Consider the following 19,184-nt stretch of genomic DNA (forward strand, 5'->3'; position numbering starts at 1 on the left):
TCATGTATAACATTAAAAACATTATAGGCGGTATAGCAGGCGCAGTCGCTCTGAATATTTTACACGAAACACTAAAGCGTTTTGACCATGATGCACCACGCGTTGATCTGGTTGGCGAAGAAGGTATTAACAAAACCATTGAAGCGGCAGACGGCAAACGATTAAGCGGAGACAAGCTTTATGCAGCCGCCCTTGGGGGTGATTTAATAAGCAATGCGCTTTACTACAGTACTATAGGCTTAGGTAAAAAGAAACACCTGCTTGTACGTGGGGCTGCATTAGGCCTTGCCGCGGGTTTAGGCGCGGTAACCCTGCCTGAGAAGATAGGGTTAAGTGATGCGCCGGTAACCAAAACCCCAAAAACAACCGGCATGACGGTAGCTTACTACCTGTTTGGCGGCATAGTTACCGCTTTAACCATCAAGGCACTCCGTAAATAATGCAGGCAAATAAGCTTAAAAATTTTTATTCGGGCACCAGTAATGTGGTATTGCCGGTGAAGAACAAGCTGCAGTTTCCTGACGATTTTAAGGACAGGAGCCGGTTATGTTATTATGCCAGCCTGTTTAACACCGTAGAGGTGAACAGTACATTTTATAAGCTGCCTATGCCCTCAACGGTACGTAAATGGGCTGATGACGTACCTAATGAATTTCGCTTTACCTACAAGTTGTGGAAGCAGATAACGCACAATAAAGGCCTGGAATTTGATCCGGCTGATGTTGTGCGTTATATGGATGTGATTAAACAGGCCGGTGAAAAAAAAGGGTGCCTGCTGATCCAGTTTCCGCCCTCACTTCAGGTTGGCAGTACACACCGGCTGCAATATCTGTTAAGTGTGTTACAGGAAAGCGGTAATGATTGGAAAGTAGCGGTTGAATTCAGGCACAAATCTTGGTATACGGATAACGTTTTTGAATTGCTTGATAGCTTTAACGCAAGCCTGGTAATTCATGATCTGCCTGCTTCGGCTACGCCCTTACAAGAGCCGGCAACAGATTTTGTGTACCTGCGCTTCCATGGCCCGGAAGGGGGTTACCGGGGGAGTTACAACGATGCGTATCTGGCAGAATACGCTTCCTATATTAACGAATGGCTGGATCATGATAAAACAGTGTATGCCTACTTTAACAACACTGTTGGCGATGCGGTAAACAACCTACTTACGCTGAATGATCTTGTTTTTAACGCTTAAACTGTACAGTTAACATTAGCTTAATACTGCTAAACTACCTTTAGGCGAATATCGCTCACGGAGGTAATGTACAAAAAGCAAATCAGCAGGTTAGTATTTAATAGTTCGGCTTATACCATAATGCTGATTTTTATGCTGATAAATGTTTTTGATGCTTACAGTAAGGATCATACTGATGATACACCTCAAAATAAGAGCATAGCATCTGTTAAAAATCCGCAGGCCTCTTTTATCGCCATCAAAGCAAAACTTACACACGCGCTTGCCATTAACGATCAGATGAGTGCCGCATTATGTTATCAGCAAATTGGCGAATTGTTTTATTACCAGACAGCTTATTCGCAGGCTATTGATAATTATTATAAGGCCGATAAGGTATTCCGCACCTTTGGCGATAAGCTAAAACTTGCCGACAACCTGAACAGCATTGGCGAAACCTATTACCATGCCCGGCAGTATGCGGCGGCTACCAAGGTTTTTATGGAGTCGTTAAAGCTCTATAAGGCACTCAATCATCATAACGGAACGGCCAATACTTACGGTTTTATAGGCCAAACCTTTGAAAAAACCAATGCTTATGCCAAGGCAGTCAGCTACCAGCAGTTAGCCTTGCGCGAGTTTAAGCTGGCTGGCAATAAAAGCGGTATCGCTAAAATATACGAGAACCTGGGCAGCCTGCACGAGGATAAGTTACAGCTTGATTCGGCACTCAAATATTTCAGGCTGGCCGAGCAGATCAACAAAGCGGGCAACAATATGCTGGCGCAGATAGAGGTGCTCAATAACCTGGGTGATGTATACCGTAAATCAGGAAAGTACAGGCAATCCTTACCCTACACCTATGCCGCTGCCGGGTTGGCTAAAAAGCATAGCGATCAGTATCAACTGGGGAGTGCCTATCGTGATCTTTCAAAAGCCTACAATCTACTTAATCAAAACGATAGCGCTTATTATTATAGCGAAGCAGGACGTACCATCTTCCTTAAAATATATACCGAGGATAACGAGAAGCAGTTAGCCTTGCTGCAAACATTGTTTGAGATAGAGCAAAAGGATAATGCCATTGGCCGCTTTGAAAGCGAAAAGATCACCAACCGTATCATCGCTATCGGGGCTACGGTTATTATGGGTTTGGTGGTGTTGCTTGCCGCCAGTGTAATAAGCAGGCAAAGGCTCAAGATAAAAAATGAGCAGCGGTTAAATGAGCAAAGCCAGCAAAGCTTTAAAAGCGCCCTCGAATTAAAAACCAAGGAGCTTACCACGCATACGCTAAACATCATCCAAAAAAACCAACTGCTTGATGAGTTGAAGGAGAAGCTCAATGTAATGATCAAAGACGACAAGCGCGACCAGCGGCGTGAGCTTAAAAAGCTGATGAACATGATCCAGATCAGCAGTAGTCATGATAAGAACTGGGAAGATTTCCGGGTGGTGTTTGAGCAGGTGCACGAAAACTTTTTCGATAGCCTGAAACAGCATCCTGCCGGTTTAAACTCCGCCGATATGCGTTTGCTGGCCCTGTTAAAAATGAATTTAGGCTCGGCGGATATTTCAACCATGCTGGGTATCTCTCAGGATAGTTTGCGCATATCCCGTTATCGCCTGCGTAAAAAACTAAATCTGGAAGAAGGGCAGAGCCTGCAGGATTTTATAAAGAGAATAGCCTGAAAAGTGCTATTTATTTGTGGCCTATAAAATACCCGATTAGCAGAGCGAGTACGATAAGCACCCAACTGATGTAAAGCTGAATGCGAATGGCCGCTGCTTTTTTTTGAAGATCTATAACCTGTGATTGATTGGCCAGCCGCTCGTTCTGTAACTTCATGTTTTGCTGTTGCAGTTTGGCAAGGGTGCCGCCCACCTCATTGGTGCGCCGTTGTTCCTGCTGGTAACGGCGGGTAAAACCGCCGTCCTTCAAAAACTTTTCGCCTTTAGGCTTTAATATCAGCTTTTCGGGTAACTCAAATTCGCCATAACTGCCCGAGGCTACTACCAGGTCTTCACGTATCAGCGCCTGTACCATGGCAAACGCGGTAGCTTCATCCTGATCAAAAAGACTCAAGATCTGCCGGCGGGTTAAGCTATCCGGTACACCGAATGATTCCAGCATAACATCTAATAACTCGCATTCGTATTCGTTCAGATCGGTCATCAATGCAAATTTAATAATAACTGCCTGTTTTTAACAATATTATATCGGTTGTTAGCTCATATTGCACCAAAATCGCAAAATACTGAGGTAGTTAGAAATAATTAGGGCTTAAATAAAAACGCCATGGTTATTTGTTAACCATGGCGTTATTCCAATGTTCAGTATGATCAGGGAAGCTGATAAACTGAAGGTAACTGCGAAAGTTTGAACATGATAAGTGCCAATGTGCAAAAGCAACCTAAACATAGGTATAACTGATAGTTATTTCGGCCGCTAATGATCTCAACCACTTTTCCTGAACCAATTTTAGCGTTAAAATTTTGATAGTGCCTAAAGGCCATTACCAGCAATGTAGCCGGTATTAAAAATGTAAGGTAAAACATCATTCATAATTTTTTATAGGTAGTTGAAATTATACAAGATTTATGCCAATAGATTAAGTTAATGTTAAGCAGTGTTTTGACTATGTTAACAATATGTTGTGTATAGAAAATTATTCATTATGATGTGTTTTGTGTATGAAAAATAAAGTTTGCGTTAAAAAACTATTTTTGTAGCACGATTATGTTGATGCGATATATAGCTACCATAAAGAGGTTTGCAGTTTGTTGTTTGGTTACAACCATTGTGTTTATAACATCTGCTGCATTATATGTATCGGCACAACCCAAAACAGTAGCTGATTATGAAAAACTGGTTATTTATTACCGGTTTTCAATGCCCGACTCCGGAATTTTTTATGCTAAAAAAGGACTTGAATTAAGCAGAAAGTTGCATCAGCCAAGAGGAGAAGCTGTTATGCTGAACCACTTAGGCATCATAAATGAAAATCAGGGAAATTTTTCGGGTGCGCGCCAAAAGTATTTAAAAGCTATACAGGTTTACGAAGAGCTGAATGATAAAGTAGGCGTTGCCGACGAAACCATCAGGCTGGGTGTGGTTGAAATGCGGCAAGGCAACTTTGATGCCGCCACCTCGTTCTTCTTCAAGGCGCTGCGCATGCACGATGCCGCTAAAAACACCCGCGGTATTATGGAGTGTAATATCACATTGGGCGAGGCATACCTGGGGCAAACGGAATATGATATAGCGCTAACCTACCTTAAAACTGCGGAGACTCTATCTCGCAAGTTGCCGGTAATGGGGCTTACCTTATATGTGTATAATAATCTGGGCCTGTTATATGCGCAAACCGGCGAAATTGATAAGGCCATTGCCTATTATGAAAAAGGTATTGCATTGAGTGATCAGCCCCAATACGCGGGCCTCAATGTAACCCTGCTTAACGGCCTCGGCATGGCCTATGCGCGCAAAGGTGATATTAAACATGCCGCTCAATTACAGCTCAACTCACTCAAAAAAGCAAGGCTTATTAAAAATTACCTGCGTGAGCTGCAAACCCTGAATGGCCTTGCCGGTACCTACAGTAAACAAGAACCCGGTAAAGCCTTAGCCTATCTTAAAGAAGCTTTAACGCTTGCTTACCAAAAGCACGCCAGCAAAGTAGCTATTGAAACCCTAAAACAAATGACTGCACTGTACGAGCAGCAGGGTAAATATGCCGAAGCCCTAAAGGTGACCAAGCGTGAACGGGCTATTAGCGACAGTATCTTCAGTCTGGCCAGCAGTACCGAGATAGGCAACTTACAGGCAAGTTATGACCTGCAAAAATCAAAAGCCAATGTAGAAAGGCTGAAATACTTAACCAATGAACAACGCGGCCAAAAATGGGTGATTGCTTTTATAACCCTCGGCGTTATGATCATATTGGTTATTGTAATTATATTTTATGCCCGTGTAAAAAGTTACAACGAAAAGTTAAAGCAATTTAACGCCGACCTGCGGGCTAATAATGAAAGTAAGGACAAACTGTTCTCGGTTTTAGGGCATGACCTGCGCGCACCGCTGGCCACGGTAAAAAACTTTTTGTTGTTGCTTGAGGATGATGATCTTACTGTTAGCGAACGTAACCAGGTGGTGCACGAACTGCAGCATAACTGCGATGTTTCGCTCGATGTATTGAACAAACTATTGCGCTGGGGGCAATTGCAGCTAAAAGGCAACAAGGTAAATCCGGTAAATTTTAACCCGGCAGATATAGTGGCGCAAAACGTACGCTTATTTAAAAACGCCGCCGCCGATAAGCAGATCATCATTAATACCCGGGTTGATGATGATTTGATGATACATGGCGATGCCGATCATTTTGATTTTATAGTGCGTAACCTGTTATCAAACGCTATAAAGTTTACCGCTACCGGCGGTTATGTTATGATAGGCAGCATTGCCGAAAACGCTTCGATAAAACCCAGTTTTTACATAAAAGATAATGGCGTAGGCATGGAGCAGGAGCAGGTGGATTTTATATTCAGGCGGTTGAATACCAGCCAGCATGGTACGCAAGGTGAAAAAGGTACCGGCCTGGGTTTAATGCTGTCGTACGAATTTATACAGGCCAATAACGGAACTATTGAAGTAAGCAGTGAGCCGGGTAAAGGAACAACCTTTTCTTTTACTTTTGGTGCAACAACTCAGTAATAGGAGTTAATTATAAATACCAACCAATATAATTAAATTATAAATGCGTTTTAAAAGCGTTTTTATCAAAGTGATACTCATTTTGATTATCCTGTCAGGTAAGGTAAAGCCATGCCATGCTCAGACAGCTTACTTTATTGATGGATACCATGGCGGTGTTTGGGGGCATTATCCCGATTGGAACACACGCTTTATGGTTGATATGCTTAAACAGCATCCGTACTGGAAAATAAACCTGGAGATTGAACCCGAAACCTGGGACCGGGCGGCCAAGGTTGATTCGCAGGCATTTAGCGAGTTTAAGGCGCTAATGGCTGATCAATCTATTAACGGGCGTATAGAATATGTTAACCCTGCTTATGCCCAAAGCTATATGTATAATATTGATGGCGAAAGTATTATCAGGCAATTAGGTTATGGTATTGAAAAACTGAGGGCAACCTTTCCGGGCATTCAGTTTAGTACTTACTCGTCCGAAGAACCTTGCTTTACTAACGCGCTGCCCGGTATATTAAAATCTTTTGGTTTTAAGTATGCCTCGCTTAAAAATCCAAATACTTGTTTTGGAGGGTATACAAAAGCTTTCGGCGGCGAGTTGGCGAACTGGATAGGCCCGGATGGCAGCAGCATATTAACCGTTCCCCGTTATGCAATTGAAGCGCTTGAGCCTGGTTCAACCTGGCAAACCATCGGCTGGAACAATAATCCGGACTATATTAAAGCAGCCTTAAAACATGGTATTAAGCATCCGGTTGGAATGACTTTACAGGATGCAGGCTGGAAAGGCGGGCCATTTTTAGATAAGAACAATCCGGCTAACGAAAGGCAATACACTACCTGGTGTAACTATTTTGAGCGCATAGCCAAAGGCGAAAAAGCAATCGACTGGCAAGTTAGCCAGGAAGATATTTTAGTAAGCCTGGTTTGGGGTTCGCAGGTAACGCAGCAAATAGCACAGCATGTACGTAGAGCTGAAAACAAAGTATTACAGGCCGAAAAATTAACTGCCATAGCTACACTTACCGGTAACGACAAGATAGCCGCAAATTTTGATGAAGCCTGGCGTAATCTTATGCTTGCACAACACCATGATAGCTGGATTGTACCTTACAACGGCGAAAAAGGCGATACCTGGGCGGACAAAGTAAAAAGGTGGACAGCCTTCACCATCAAACAAAGTGATAGTATTATTAATGCCGCTGTTTATAAAAAAAATGGAAAAGCCGATAATATCATTACAGTTTATAATACGCAGGGGTATGCACGTAAACAAGCTGTAAGCGTGGCCATACCTGCGGGTATAGTGATAAAGGATGCTAAGGGTAGGGTTATACCTTCGCAAATAAACAGTGATAAAACTTTGTTTATAGCCAATGTACCGGCGTTCGGTTACGCTACTTATCATTTTGAAAAGGGTACGCCAAAGGCATCGGCAGTTGTAAAAGTTGTTAGTCAGCTAAACCATAAAACCACACTCGAATCGGATCTATATAAACTTGTTGTTGACGCTAACAAAGGCGGCAGCATTATCAGTTTATATGATAAGCGCTACAAAACAGAACTGGTTGATAACAAAAACCCAAACGGCTTTAATACCTTACGGGGTAATTTTTATGAAGATGGGGGCTTTAAAACCACTAAAAATAGTGTTGCCGAAATAACAGTTGTTGAACAGGGGCCGGTTAGGGCTACTTTATTAATAGTAACCCATATTGCCGGTACGCAGGTAAATCAGCATATAAGCCTTACGGCCGGTGATCCGGTAATTGATATGCAGGTAGCTATAGACTGGAAGCGCAATGTTAGGGTAGGCGAGTTTGTCGACAAAAATAATTACAAATGGACTGATTATAAAAAGCCGTTTTATAACGATAGTAATAAGTTACTAACCGTATTTCCGTTAGCCTTAAAAAACCAAAAGATCTACAAAAACGCACCCTTTGAAGTAACGGTTAGTAAACTTAAAAATACTTTTTTTAACAGTTGGGATAGCATCAAAAATAACATCGTCCTTAACTGGGTTGATGTAATGGCGGGCGATAATAGTTATGGTGTGGCCTTATTTACCGACCATACCACCAGTTATACACATGGCGGTGGTTTCCCGCTTGGCTTGGTTACCCAATATTCGGGAATGGGCTTGTGGGGACGGGATTACTATACCGAAGGGCCAACATCAATCCATTATGCCTTGTTACCGCATAAAGGAGTATGGCATCAGGCGGGCGTTTGGTCGGCATCAGCAGGTTGGAACGAACCGCTTTTTACATCAGTTTCAGGTATTGAAAAGCATCCTGCAAGTAAATCTTTAATTGATGTTAACCAAACAGGGTTGGTCATAACTTCCGCCATTGCTAACGATGCAGGATTGCGCCTGCGCTTTTTCAATGCCGAAGGCACATCCGGCAAAAAAACTATAAAATTAAACTTCGCCATTAAAAGAGCACAATCGGTTGAGCTTGACGGCAGAAATGCAGGCATGGCAATAGTAAAAAAACTGGCTGATGGTGGGTCGCAGGTACAGTTTTCAGTGCCAAAATTAGGGTTTCGTACCATACACATTGTTCGCTAAGGTTATCGTGCTTATTTTAGCGGATACTCATTATGCTATGAAAAAAATCTTATTCCTGCTACTTGCTTTTTTTACCTACGGAGCTTCTTGGGCACAATCGCCGATTATCATACATAAAGATGCCGAGATAGCGGGTATGGTGACGGAAGTTTCGGCCGATTCGTTAAAAACCTATATTAATAAGCTGGTTAGCTTTGGCACCCGCAATACATTAAGCAGTGCTACCAACCCGCAAAAAGGGATAGGCGCTGCCCGCAACTGGATATTGAGCCGCTTTAAAAGCTTTGCCCGTACATCAGGCGGCAGGCTTGCCGCCAAGTTAGATACAAGCACTTACAGGCCTGATGGTAAACGCATTGATAGCACCGTGATATTAACCAATGTTGTGGCAACCCTCAAAGGTACTGATCCGGATGATCACCGCATATTCATTATCAGCGGGCACATGGATAACATGCGCAGCAGTGTAATGGACCGTAATGGCATTGCCCCCGGCGCTAATGATGATGGCAGCGGCACTGCAGCGGTTATAGAATGTGCCCGTATTATGAGTAAACATCAGTTTTCGGCAACCATTGTGTTTGTGGCGGTTTGCGGCGAGGAGCAAGGGCTGTTAGGCGCGGGCTTTATGGCAGCCAATGCCAAACGGAATAAATGGCAGATTGAAGCTGTGCTGAATAACGATATTATGGGCAGCAACAACAGTAACGAAACCAATATCACCGACAACACCCGGGTACGGGTGTTTAGCGAAGGTTTATCAGCCTTTGAACTAACAGAACAAAAGGCCATGGCCATACGCGCTATGGGTTTAGAGAATGATGGAGCATCACGACAATTGGCCCGCTATGTAAAGGAAGTGGGCGAACGTTATGTAGATAATTTAGAGGTAGTGATGGTTTACCGGCCTGACCGCTTTTTGCGCGGGGGCGATCATTTACCCTATCAGCAGCAGGGTTATGCGGCCGTACGCATTACAGAAATGAATGAGAACTTTAACCACCAGCACCAGGATGTACGTATAGAAAAGGGCATTCAGTATGGCGACTTGCCTGAGTTTATGGATTTTGTATACCTCCGTAAAAACACCGCTATGAACTTGAGTAACCTGGCAAACCTTGCAAAATCGCCTCAGGTGCCGCGGCAGGTTGGTATTAGTGTGGTGGCTTTAAGCAATTCAACGCAATTAAGCTGGCAGGCATCCGAAGGTAAAGCAGCAGGTTATTATGTACTGGTACGCGAAACAACAAGTCCCGTTTGGCAAAAAAAGATTTTTACAGTTCATACCAGCATCAAACTACCATACTCTAAAGACAATTATTTTTTCGCGGTACAATCAGTAAGTGCTGATGGTAATGAGGGCTTGCCGGTTGTACCATCGGTAAATCGTAAATGATAGAACATAGTAAGAAACAAAAAGCATGGTGTAACGATCATTATTTAATTTTAAATATAATGTATGCCATAGTAGTTTTGCGGCTCCGGTAAACGTATATAATCATGAAAGATCAACTGACTACACTGCTGCAAAAACTAAAGGATAACACCTCATCATTTGCAGAAGTAATTGAATTTATTGAGACCTACTATCAGCATCAGCCAACCGCTTTTAAAAATGGCGATGTATATAACGAGGCGACACAAAATCAGGGCAGTGCCAAGGTATTTGCCTTTGCTCAATTGAATGAGTTAAGCGCGGAGAATACCTTATATTTGTTTGCCGAGCATTATCAATCGGTATTGAATGACCCGCAGGGCGAAGGGCACCAAAACATCAGGCAGTTTATGGCTAACGGCTGGGCGGGTATAGCCTTTGAGGGCCAGGCGCTAACCGCTAAATAATATTATTGCGGGGAACAAAATACTTGTACCTATTGCCCTGTTTATAGTTATTTTTGTATTGCAGATGACGACCAACTTCCAGGAATATTTAAAAGCGCAGGGTGCTGAATTTACTAACGATGAAATAGACATGATAGCTAAGGCGGCTATTGTAACTGATGTTCGTAAAAAGCAACTGCTGTTGCAGGCAGGCGATGTTTGTCGCTATAAAATTTTTATTCTGGACGGGTTTCTACGCACTTATGGTATTGGCGCTGATGGCGAGGAGCATGTAATGCAGTTTTCGCCCGCTGCCAACTGGACCACCGATGGCGAAAGTTACAGCAACGGTACACCATCAAACTACAACATAGAGGCTTTAGAAGATAGTCGCCTGATGATGTGGACCAAGGATAGCTTTGCCGTTTTGGTGAGTAAAATTCCATCCCTTAAAAAGTTCTCTGATAACCTGATCAACCAGTACCTCCACGCCAGCCGTAACCGCCTGTATAAAGCCATTAGTGCCACGACTGAGGAAAAATATGAGGATTTTATCAAAACCTATCCGGGTATATTATTGCGTGTGCCATTACGCATGGTGGCCTCGTATCTTGGCGTATCATTAAAAACCCTTAGCCGCATAAGGCAGGCGCAGCTTCAGCGCTAACAAAACAACGTCAAATGTCCTCTTTATCCGCACGATAGATCATCAATTTTGTGTAGTTAAATAATACACTTCATCGTCAGATCTATGTGATGATGAAGTGAAAAAAGTAAACACCAAAATTGAAAAACATGCGTGTATTTGTAACCGGAGCCTCGGGCTTCGTCGGCTCGGCCGTAGTTAACGAGTTAATTAATGCAGGCCACCAGGTACTTGGTCTCGCGCGTTCCAGTTCATCGGCCGAAAAGATTATCGCCGCCGGTGCCGAAGTGCTTATGGGCGATCTGGACAACTTAGAGAGCCTGAAAAGCGGTGCCTTGCAGGCTGATGGGGTGATACACACCGGCTTTATTCATGATTTCAGTAATTTTGAGAAAAGTTGCGAAACTGACCGTCGGGTTATTGAGGCGATAGGTGAGGTGCTTATGGGTACCAACAAGCCATTCATCATAACATCAGGTATCGGGTTGTTAAGCCCCGGCCGCCTGATAACAGAGGATGACAGGGCTACAGCCGAAACTTCACCCCATCCCCGAAGGGTATCAGAAGAAGCCGCCGAAGCTTTAGCCCAACAAGGGGTGAACGTATCAATCGTACGGCTTCCGCCATCGGTACATGATGCCGGCGATCATGGTTTTGTGCCTATACTTATCAATATCGCGCGAGATAAAGGAGAGGCTGCCTACAACGGCGACGGCCAAAACCGTTGGCCGGCTGTACACCGCCTTGATGCCGCTCTGCTGTACAAACAGGCGTTAGAAAAAAATTCATCCTGGGCTATATATCATGCGGTAGGTGAGGAGGGTATTCCGTTTGCTGATATTGCCGGTATCATAAGTAAAAATCTTAATATCTCGTTAGTAAGTAAAACTCCGGAAGAAGCTGCCGCCTACTTCGGCTGGTTTGCATACTTCACCTCATTAAATTGCCCCGCCGCGAGCCAACAAACCCGCGAAGCACTAAACTGGGAGCCTACGCACCGTGGCCTGCTTGCAGACATGGATTCCGATGCTTATTTTAATCAATAACATGATGTAATTACCTGACCCCAAACAAGAGCTGCTTATAGACAGCTCTTGTTTGTGATTTGAAAAACTTAGTGTAATTCGCTTTTTAGGTGGGGTAGGGTGTTGCTCATAATTCCCCGATAATGGACAGTTAGTGTATTTGATACGCAATAGAAAGTGCTTATAAATGTCTAAAATACAGTAAATGTGTTTTGGCATGCCTATTGCTCATAAGTAAAACAAAACTTACTGCCATGTGTAAAACCCTGATGATTGATGATAACCCCATAGAACATTTAATTATGCAAAAAATGTTCGATAGCTATGACGTTTTTCAGGATACCATACACACGCAGGACGGGGCGCTTATCATCAGCTTTTTGGAAGAGAACCATCATGATTTATCTGTGTTGCCCGACCTGATATTTCTTGATCTGAACATGCCTTACAGTGGCTGGCAGTTTTTAGCCGATCTGGAAAGCCTGTTGCCCGCCCTGCACAAACAGCCTGATATTTTTATCGTAAGCTCGTCAATTGATCATCAGGATAAAGAACGCGCCACAGCGTTCGCATCAGTTAAAGGGTTTATCAGCAAGCCCATGCAAAAACAAATGCTGGAGCAGATTGCCGGCCAATACCTCTCAAATCACTACCTCTCAAACTGATAATATAGCTTTAGGTTGTGCCTCGTAAACAGCATTGCTTATAGTAAAGTATTTATTCTATTTTAGCAGTTGCATCTACTGCCTGATCTGTTTTAGCCGATAAGTACGCTGCTTCTTTCACCTGATCATCAGTTATGTTAAACACGCTAAAGCTTTTATGGCTCAAAAGAAGAACTATGACTCAGATTTTTGCGGTAGTTTACCCTTAAATCATATAAATGTTATTCAGGATTACGGCTTTTTGCTGGTACTGAATGCCGAAACATTACAGATAATACAATGCAGTGAAAACCTGGCCGAACTGTTAGCCGTACAGCCTAAGGATCTGGTTAGTAAAAACCTGGCTGAACTTGCCGCTGCCGACCAGTTGGAGAAGCTTAAACAACGCTTGAACGACCAGGTGCAGGCAAAATCACCCATGACCTTTGACCTGCAAGTGCATCAAATGGAAATGCTGGTTCATGTTAAGGAAGATTATGCGATCCTTGAAATGGAAAAAAAGGTGGGTACCGACCGCATATTTACCCAGGCTTTTGAGGAAGTAAAATTAGCCATAGCCCGTTTAGAGGCCGCCACTACCGTGCAGGAGATCAGCGAGGTTGGGGTAGCCGAAATAAAAAATATCACGGGTTTTGATGGCGTGATGATGTACCGGTTTGATGAGGACTGGAACGGTACGGTAATAGCCGAAGAAAAAGTAGAGGAACTGGAACATTACCTGAGCCATACCTTCCCCGCGTCAGACATTCCGCGCCAGGCCAGGCAGTTATACTTTAAAAACCCTTACCGTTTAATACCCAACCGCACTTATCAGCCCATTAGCCTGTACCCCATAGTTAACCCGGTTACCCGTACTTTTACCGATCTGTCTGACTGTAATTTGCGTGGCGTAGCCGCCGTTCACCTTGAGTATTTAAAAAATATGCAGGTAACCGCTTCCATGTCTATCCGGGTAATTTATCACGGTGAACTATGGGGATTGATCGCCTGCCACAATATTACATCCAAATACCTTAGCCTCGAGATTTGCTCAATATGCGAGCTGCTGTCGTCCATCATTTCGGCAAGGATAGAATCGCTGCTGCACAAATCAGAGGCTGATGTGCAAACGGAGCTTCAAACCGGGCAAACATTGCTTATGGCACAGGTTTATGCCGAAGATGACCTGATAAAAGGTTTACTTAACACTGAACAGCCTAACATTGCCGATCTGTTTAACGCGAGCGGTGCTGTGGCCGTTATTAACGGCAATATTACTGGTATCAAAAACATTCCGGACGAGGATTTTGTTGAGAACCTGATTTTGTGGCTGCAAACCAGGCAAATAGAGCGTGTTTTCGCTACGGATTGCCTGCCTGAAATGTATGAGGATGCCCTACCGGTAGCCGAAATTGCAAGTGGTATTTTAGTGCTGCCTGTTGATACGGAACAGGGTGATTATATCGTTTGTTTCAGGAGTGAATTGAAGCGCGAGATCAAATGGGGCGGTAATCCCGATCAGGCTATAAATTTTGAGCTTGACGGAAAAAATTACCATCCGCGTAATTCATTTAAGCTTTGGCAGCAAACGGTGCATCAAACTTCGGCCGCATGGACTGAGCAGGAGTTGGCCACGGCCGAAACGCTGAGAAGTTTTATTTACGAATTTAATACAAAAAAAAGTAAGTTTTGAGTACTAAGGCAGTTAAGGATATCCGGAGCAATATGGTAAATGATCGTTATATCATTACCATAGGGGCATCCGCCGGTGGTTTAGAAGCCATCCATGAGTTCTTTGATCACATGCCGCCAAATTCGGGCTTTACCTTTGTTGTTATTCAGCATTTATCGCCCGATTATAAAAGCCTTTTAGTTGAGCTGGTTGCCAAGCATACCCACATGAAGGTGATGGAAGCCGGAAATGATATGCTGCTGGAAAAAAACTGTGTATACATTATCCCGAGCAAAAAAATAATGACCATAAAGCACCGCAAGCTGCGCCTTGCGGATAAGGTTAAGGATAAAGCACCCAATACGGCAATTGATACCTTTTTGCTTACGCTTGCCAATGATGTTAAGGAGAAGGCTATCGCCATTATCCTATCGGGCACAGGCAGCGATGGCAGCAAGGGTATTGAAGCGATAAAGGAATGCGGCGGCATGGTTATAGCGCAGGATCCATCTACCGCCAAGTTTGATGGCATGCCTAACAGCGCCATCGCATCCGGCAATACCGATTTTGTGCTGGCTCCTGAAAATATGCATACGGAGATCTATAACTATGTTAACCATGGCTATGTTCCGGAGCTTGAAAAGGAGTTATATGAAGATGAACACCTGACGGAGATCTTCGAGATCGTATCCAAACAAACCGGCCAGGATTTTAACCTGTATAAAACCCCTACTATTTTAAGGCGCATAGCCCGCCGGTTGGTAGCAACTGAGCTTACAAATCTTGAAGCCTATATTGATTACATCAATAAAAATCCGGGTGAGGCAAAAATTTTAGCCAAGGATTTTTTGATAGGGGTAACCAAATTTTTTAGGGATAAACCCGCGTTTGAAAAAGTGCAGCAAACGGCTATCCCCGAAATTATCGCCTCAAAGGAAGAGGGCGAGGCTATTAAGGTTTGGGTTTGTGCCTGTAGTACCGGGGAAGAAGCTTATTCATTAGCCATCGCGTTCCATCAAAAACTGGCGGGTATCGGGTTTGATATCGATCTCAAGATATTCGCTACCGACCTTGATGAGGAAAGCATCCGCATTGCTTCAAAAAACTGTTATCCGCCGGCAAGCGTAAAGGAGATCGACAGCGATATACTGAAACGATACTTCACTAAAAATACAGACAATACCTATTCGGTAATTCCTGAGATCAGGAAAAAGGTAGTGTTTGCCGTGCATAATGTTATTAAATCTCCGCCATTTATAAAAAATGACCTGATCTCCTGCCGCAACATGCTCATTTACATGAACACGGTATTGCAGCAAAAGATCCTGACCACTTTTCACTATTCTTTGCGGCCTGACGGCTACCTGTTTTTAGGGTCGAGCGAAAACGCGAATAGTATTATGGATGGGCTGACCGAGGTGAGCAGCAAGCTGAAGATCTATAAACGCTCAGGCAATATTAAATACAATTTACACCACAGTTATTCAGCAGCGCCATTACCGGTACAGGCATCAACAAAAAAAACCTTAATTAAGCAGGCTGATGCCAACCGGTCGACAGCGGAGGAGTTTCAAAACCTGATAACCACGCAAATGGGTTATGTGGGTGTGTTTATTGATAAAGGCTTTACCATCAGGGAAACAATTGGTGATTTTAGCCGCTTTTTAACCCTGCCTAAAAAGAAACTGGAACTTAACCTGCTTAACATGGTTAACCGGGAGATCTCCATTATGCTGAGCACCAGCATACGCAAGGCCTGGAAAGAAAATGAGTTAAAAGTAATTACCGGCCAAATGGATGAGGGCAAGGTGCTGCAAATGACCATCAACCCGCCCGATGAGCAATCGCCTAATGGCTATACGCTGGTACTGCTTAACGAATTGCAGTTAGATGCGCCAATTAAAAATGTACAATCGGCAGATATAGATCATTTATCCTCGCAGGAAGAATACCTGATGGAAATGGAAACAGCTTTGACGGAAACCCGCTCAAACCTGCAACTGGCCATGGAGGAGATGGAAACGACCAATGAAGAGCTGCAATCCTCTAACGAGGAATTAATGTCGGCCAATGAGGAACTGCAATCCGGTAATGAAGAATTACAATCCTTAAACGAGGAACTCCATACTCTTAATACTGAGCATCAGCAAAAAATACGTGAACTGCTGGAGTTGAATGAGGATCTGGATAACTATTTCAGGAGCACCACCATTGGGCAGATATTTATTGATGCCAACCTGAACATCCGTAAGTTTAATCCGGCCGCGGTTAATATGTTCAACGTTATCGAGTCGGATATTGGCAGGCCTATCAATCACTTATCCAACAACATTAAGTACGATAACCTGAATAGTGATATCCATAGCGTATTAGCCAACAATACGGTTATTGAAAAGGAAGTTGCCTTACACAACGGTACAAACAACCTGATGCGTATTATGCCATACCTTAAAAAGGGTGGCAAGGTTGATGGGGTGGTTATTACCTTTATTGATATTACGGCCATCACCCGGTTAAACAATATCATATCCGGTGTATACAATGCCAGTTCAGCCGCTATACTGGCATTCGGGGTGGAGAAAGACAAGGCAGGTACGGTTACCGGGTATCATTGTATATCGCACAATAACGCGGCTAAAGATCTGTTTAATAAAACGGATGAGGAGCTACAGGGCCATCCCGGTTTGGCGAACTTCCCGCAATTGAACAGGTTGTTCCAGGAAGGCAGCATCGAAAAAATACGGGCTAATAAGGAGCCCTATCAAACTGAATTGCAGATAGCCGAAGGCTTTTGGCATCAGTTAGTGATCGCTAATATGGAGGATGGCTTTGTGATGAGCTTTACCGACATTACCAAGCGTAAACTTGCCGAACAGAAGCTTAAAAACAACTATACCGAACTGGTTAAAGTGCGCGAAAGCCTTAAGCAGTTAAACGTAAGCCTTGAAGAAAAGGTAGCCGAACGTACCAAGGAACTGAGCGAAAGCGAGGAGCGGTTTAAGTTTGTTTCAAAGGCCACCAACGATACGATATGGGACTGGAACCTGGTGACCAACAAAATGTGGCGTAGTGAAAACTTTACCGGCATGTTTGGTTATGAGCTGTCTGCCGGTACGGAAACCATTGATTTTTGGTTTGATAACATCCACCCTGATGATAGGGAGCGTGTAGAATCAAGTGTATACGAGGCTATTAACAACCACCAGGGAAACTGGTCGGCAGAGTACCGTTTTAAAAAGGCGGATGGGCAATACGCTACGATTTTAGACCGTGGCAGCATATTAGAGGATGAACTGAAAACGCCTTACCGCCTGGTAGGTTCTATAATTGACATCAGTAAGCTTGTTGAAACCGAGAAGCAATTAAGCAGCAGTGAAACCAGGTTCAGGAAGGTATTTGAATCAAACATGATCGGGATGATTTTCTCGGACCTTGATGGCGCGATACTGGAAGCTAACGATGCTTTTTTGAATATGTTAGGCTACAGCCGAGATGAGTTGCAGGCCGGAGAACTTAACTGGAAAAAGATCACCCCGGAAGAGTATATGCCCGTTAGTTACCAGGCAGTACAAAAATTAAAAGACGATAACGTTTGTCCTCCTTTTGAGAAACAATATATTAAGCGTGACGGTAGCCTGGTATCTGTTTTAATGGGTTCGGCTTTGCTGGAGCAGGACGAAAGTAATACTGCGGTTAGCTATATAATTGATACCACCAGGCAAAAGGAAGCCGAGCAAAAACGGCTTGAACTACAAACCAGGCTTAACCAGCAACAGCAGGAATTTTCAAACATATTTAGCCATGCCCCGGCGTTGATCGCTATTAAACGGGGTGAAAAATTAATTTACGATTTTGTGAACGAAGCTTACGTTGCCTTTTTTGGTGACGGGCATCAGGCGGGTAAAGCATCAAAACTAAAATTTAGTAACAGCGAACTGAATTTTGAAAACATTGAAAAAGAAGTATTTGATACCGGCAAAACTTTTGAAGGCAAACAGATCAAAATAAACACGGATAACGATACCCACAAAGGCAATAGCGAATGCTGGATGGATATTACCTTAACACCGGTATATAATTACGATGGCAGCCGAATAGATGGCATCGCGTTCTTTGGGTTCGAGGTAACTGATATAGTGCTTGGCCGCATTGCTACTGAAGAGCTGATGCGCCGTAAGGATGAGTTTATGAGCATTGCCAGCCACGAATTAAAAACGCCTATAACCAGTATTAAAGGTTCCTTGCAGATTGTGCAGCGCATGACGGAGAAACTGGACGGAAATGAAACCCTGGTGCGTTTTATTGATAAGGCAAGCCATCAAACCAAAAAGCTTACCACCCTTGTTGACGACCTGCTGGACGTTACCAAAATTCAGGAAGGCAAAATGATATTGAATTACCAGGAGTTTAACGCCGTGAACATGGTAAAGGAGTGTATAGATGATGTTAAAGCGCCTGGTGTAAAGCATAAGCTCATTTTAAACGCTAAAGAAGATATTATTATTAATGCCGACCCCGCACGAATAGAGCAGGTAGTGCATAACTTTTTAACTAACGCCATCAAATACTCGCCGTTAGCCGATACCGTGGTAATTAACTGTACTATGGATAACGGAATGTTTAAGGTAGAGGTTAAGGATTTTGGCATTGGCATACCGCCCGAAAAGCAGCCTTATTTATTCGACCGTTTTTACCGCGTGCAGGAATCATCGCAGCAATTTTCGGGCCTGGGCTTAGGCCTGTACATATCTGCCGAGATTGTAAGGCGGCACTATGGTAAAGTAGGTATAGATAGTACTTTAGGCGAGGGGAGTACATTTTGGTTTACCATCCCCGTATCCAAAAGATCAGGTAAATAATTTAGCCTGATTTCGTAACCCCTATAAACTCTCAGAAATAAAAAATCCAAAGCACTTCAT

Annotated in this window: 13 protein-coding genes; 12 read left to right on the forward strand and 1 reads right to left on the reverse strand. The window is 43.5% G+C overall.

The genetic code is table 11. From position 1 onward, the window contains the following. Positions 1-2: 2 nt before the first annotated feature. From AC3WJC_RS05595 to AC3WJC_RS05605, 3 genes are all read left to right on the forward strand, one after another. Positions 3-440, forward strand: coding sequence for a hypothetical protein (locus AC3WJC_RS05595; RefSeq protein WP_492398086.1), 438 nt, complete (start codon positions 3-5; stop codon positions 438-440). Continuing rightward, positions 440-1,195, forward strand: a complete 756-nt coding sequence (locus tag AC3WJC_RS05600) for a DUF72 domain-containing protein (protein ID WP_492398087.1) — start codon at positions 440-442, stop codon at positions 1,193-1,195. The genes AC3WJC_RS05595 and AC3WJC_RS05600 overlap by 1 nt, the downstream gene beginning before the upstream one ends. A gap of 66 nt (positions 1,196-1,261) precedes the next feature. Beyond that, positions 1,262-2,863, forward strand: coding sequence for a tetratricopeptide repeat protein (locus AC3WJC_RS05605; protein WP_492398088.1), 1,602 nt, complete (start codon positions 1,262-1,264; stop codon positions 2,861-2,863). Positions 2,864-2,873: 10 nt separating this feature from the next. On the opposite strand, the gene AC3WJC_RS05610 is transcribed toward AC3WJC_RS05605, so the two are convergent. Beyond that, the gene (locus AC3WJC_RS05610) at positions 2,874-3,347 is read right to left on the reverse strand and encodes a hypothetical protein (RefSeq protein WP_492398089.1); all 474 of its coding nucleotides are present in this window, start codon (positions 3,345-3,347) and stop codon (positions 2,874-2,876) included. A 627-nt stretch (positions 3,348-3,974) separates the two neighbouring features. On the opposite strand from AC3WJC_RS05610, the gene AC3WJC_RS05615 reads away from it, so the two are divergent. The 9 genes from AC3WJC_RS05615 to AC3WJC_RS05655 all read left to right on the forward strand — a co-directional run bounded on the left by AC3WJC_RS05615 (position 3,975) and on the right by AC3WJC_RS05655 (position 19,124). Next, entirely contained in the window at positions 3,975-5,885 is a 1,911-nt protein-coding gene (locus tag AC3WJC_RS05615; RefSeq protein WP_492398090.1) for a tetratricopeptide repeat-containing sensor histidine kinase, read from the forward strand. Between the two features lie 43 nt (positions 5,886-5,928). After that, complete coding sequence (locus AC3WJC_RS05620; RefSeq protein ID WP_492398091.1) at positions 5,929-8,457, forward strand: glycoside hydrolase family 38 C-terminal domain-containing protein; 2,529 nt, start codon at positions 5,929-5,931, stop codon at positions 8,455-8,457. A gap of 37 nt (positions 8,458-8,494) precedes the next feature. Beyond that, positions 8,495-9,853 (forward strand): M20/M25/M40 family metallo-hydrolase, encoded by a 1,359-nt coding sequence (locus AC3WJC_RS05625; RefSeq protein WP_492398092.1) that lies wholly within the window; start codon positions 8,495-8,497, stop codon positions 9,851-9,853. Positions 9,854-9,957: 104 nt separating this feature from the next. Further along, positions 9,958-10,299 (forward strand): HopJ type III effector protein, encoded by a 342-nt coding sequence (locus tag AC3WJC_RS05630; protein WP_492398093.1) that lies wholly within the window; start codon positions 9,958-9,960, stop codon positions 10,297-10,299. A 64-nt stretch (positions 10,300-10,363) separates the two neighbouring features. Continuing rightward, positions 10,364-10,945 carry a Crp/Fnr family transcriptional regulator gene (locus AC3WJC_RS05635; RefSeq protein WP_492398094.1) on the forward strand — a complete coding sequence of 194 codons (582 nt, stop codon included), beginning with the start codon at positions 10,364-10,366 and terminating at the stop codon, positions 10,943-10,945. 128 nt (positions 10,946-11,073) lie between these two features. Then, a complete protein-coding gene (locus AC3WJC_RS05640) occupies positions 11,074-11,970 on the forward strand; it encodes an SDR family oxidoreductase (protein ID WP_492398095.1) in 897 nt (298 codons plus the stop codon). A 233-nt stretch (positions 11,971-12,203) separates the two neighbouring features. Further along, positions 12,204-12,614, forward strand: a complete 411-nt coding sequence (locus tag AC3WJC_RS05645; RefSeq protein WP_492398096.1) for a response regulator — start codon at positions 12,204-12,206, stop codon at positions 12,612-12,614. A 157-nt stretch (positions 12,615-12,771) separates the two neighbouring features. After that, positions 12,772-14,286 (forward strand): GAF domain-containing protein, encoded by a 1,515-nt coding sequence (locus AC3WJC_RS05650; protein WP_492398097.1) that lies wholly within the window; start codon positions 12,772-12,774, stop codon positions 14,284-14,286. Further along, positions 14,283-19,124, forward strand: coding sequence for a chemotaxis protein CheB (locus tag AC3WJC_RS05655; protein ID WP_492398098.1), 4,842 nt, complete (start codon positions 14,283-14,285; stop codon positions 19,122-19,124). Before AC3WJC_RS05650 ends, AC3WJC_RS05655 begins: the two co-directional genes overlap by 4 nt. Positions 19,125-19,184: the final 60 nt, after the last annotated feature.

Source organism: Mucilaginibacter sp. FW306-07-L (assembly GCF_058782065.1).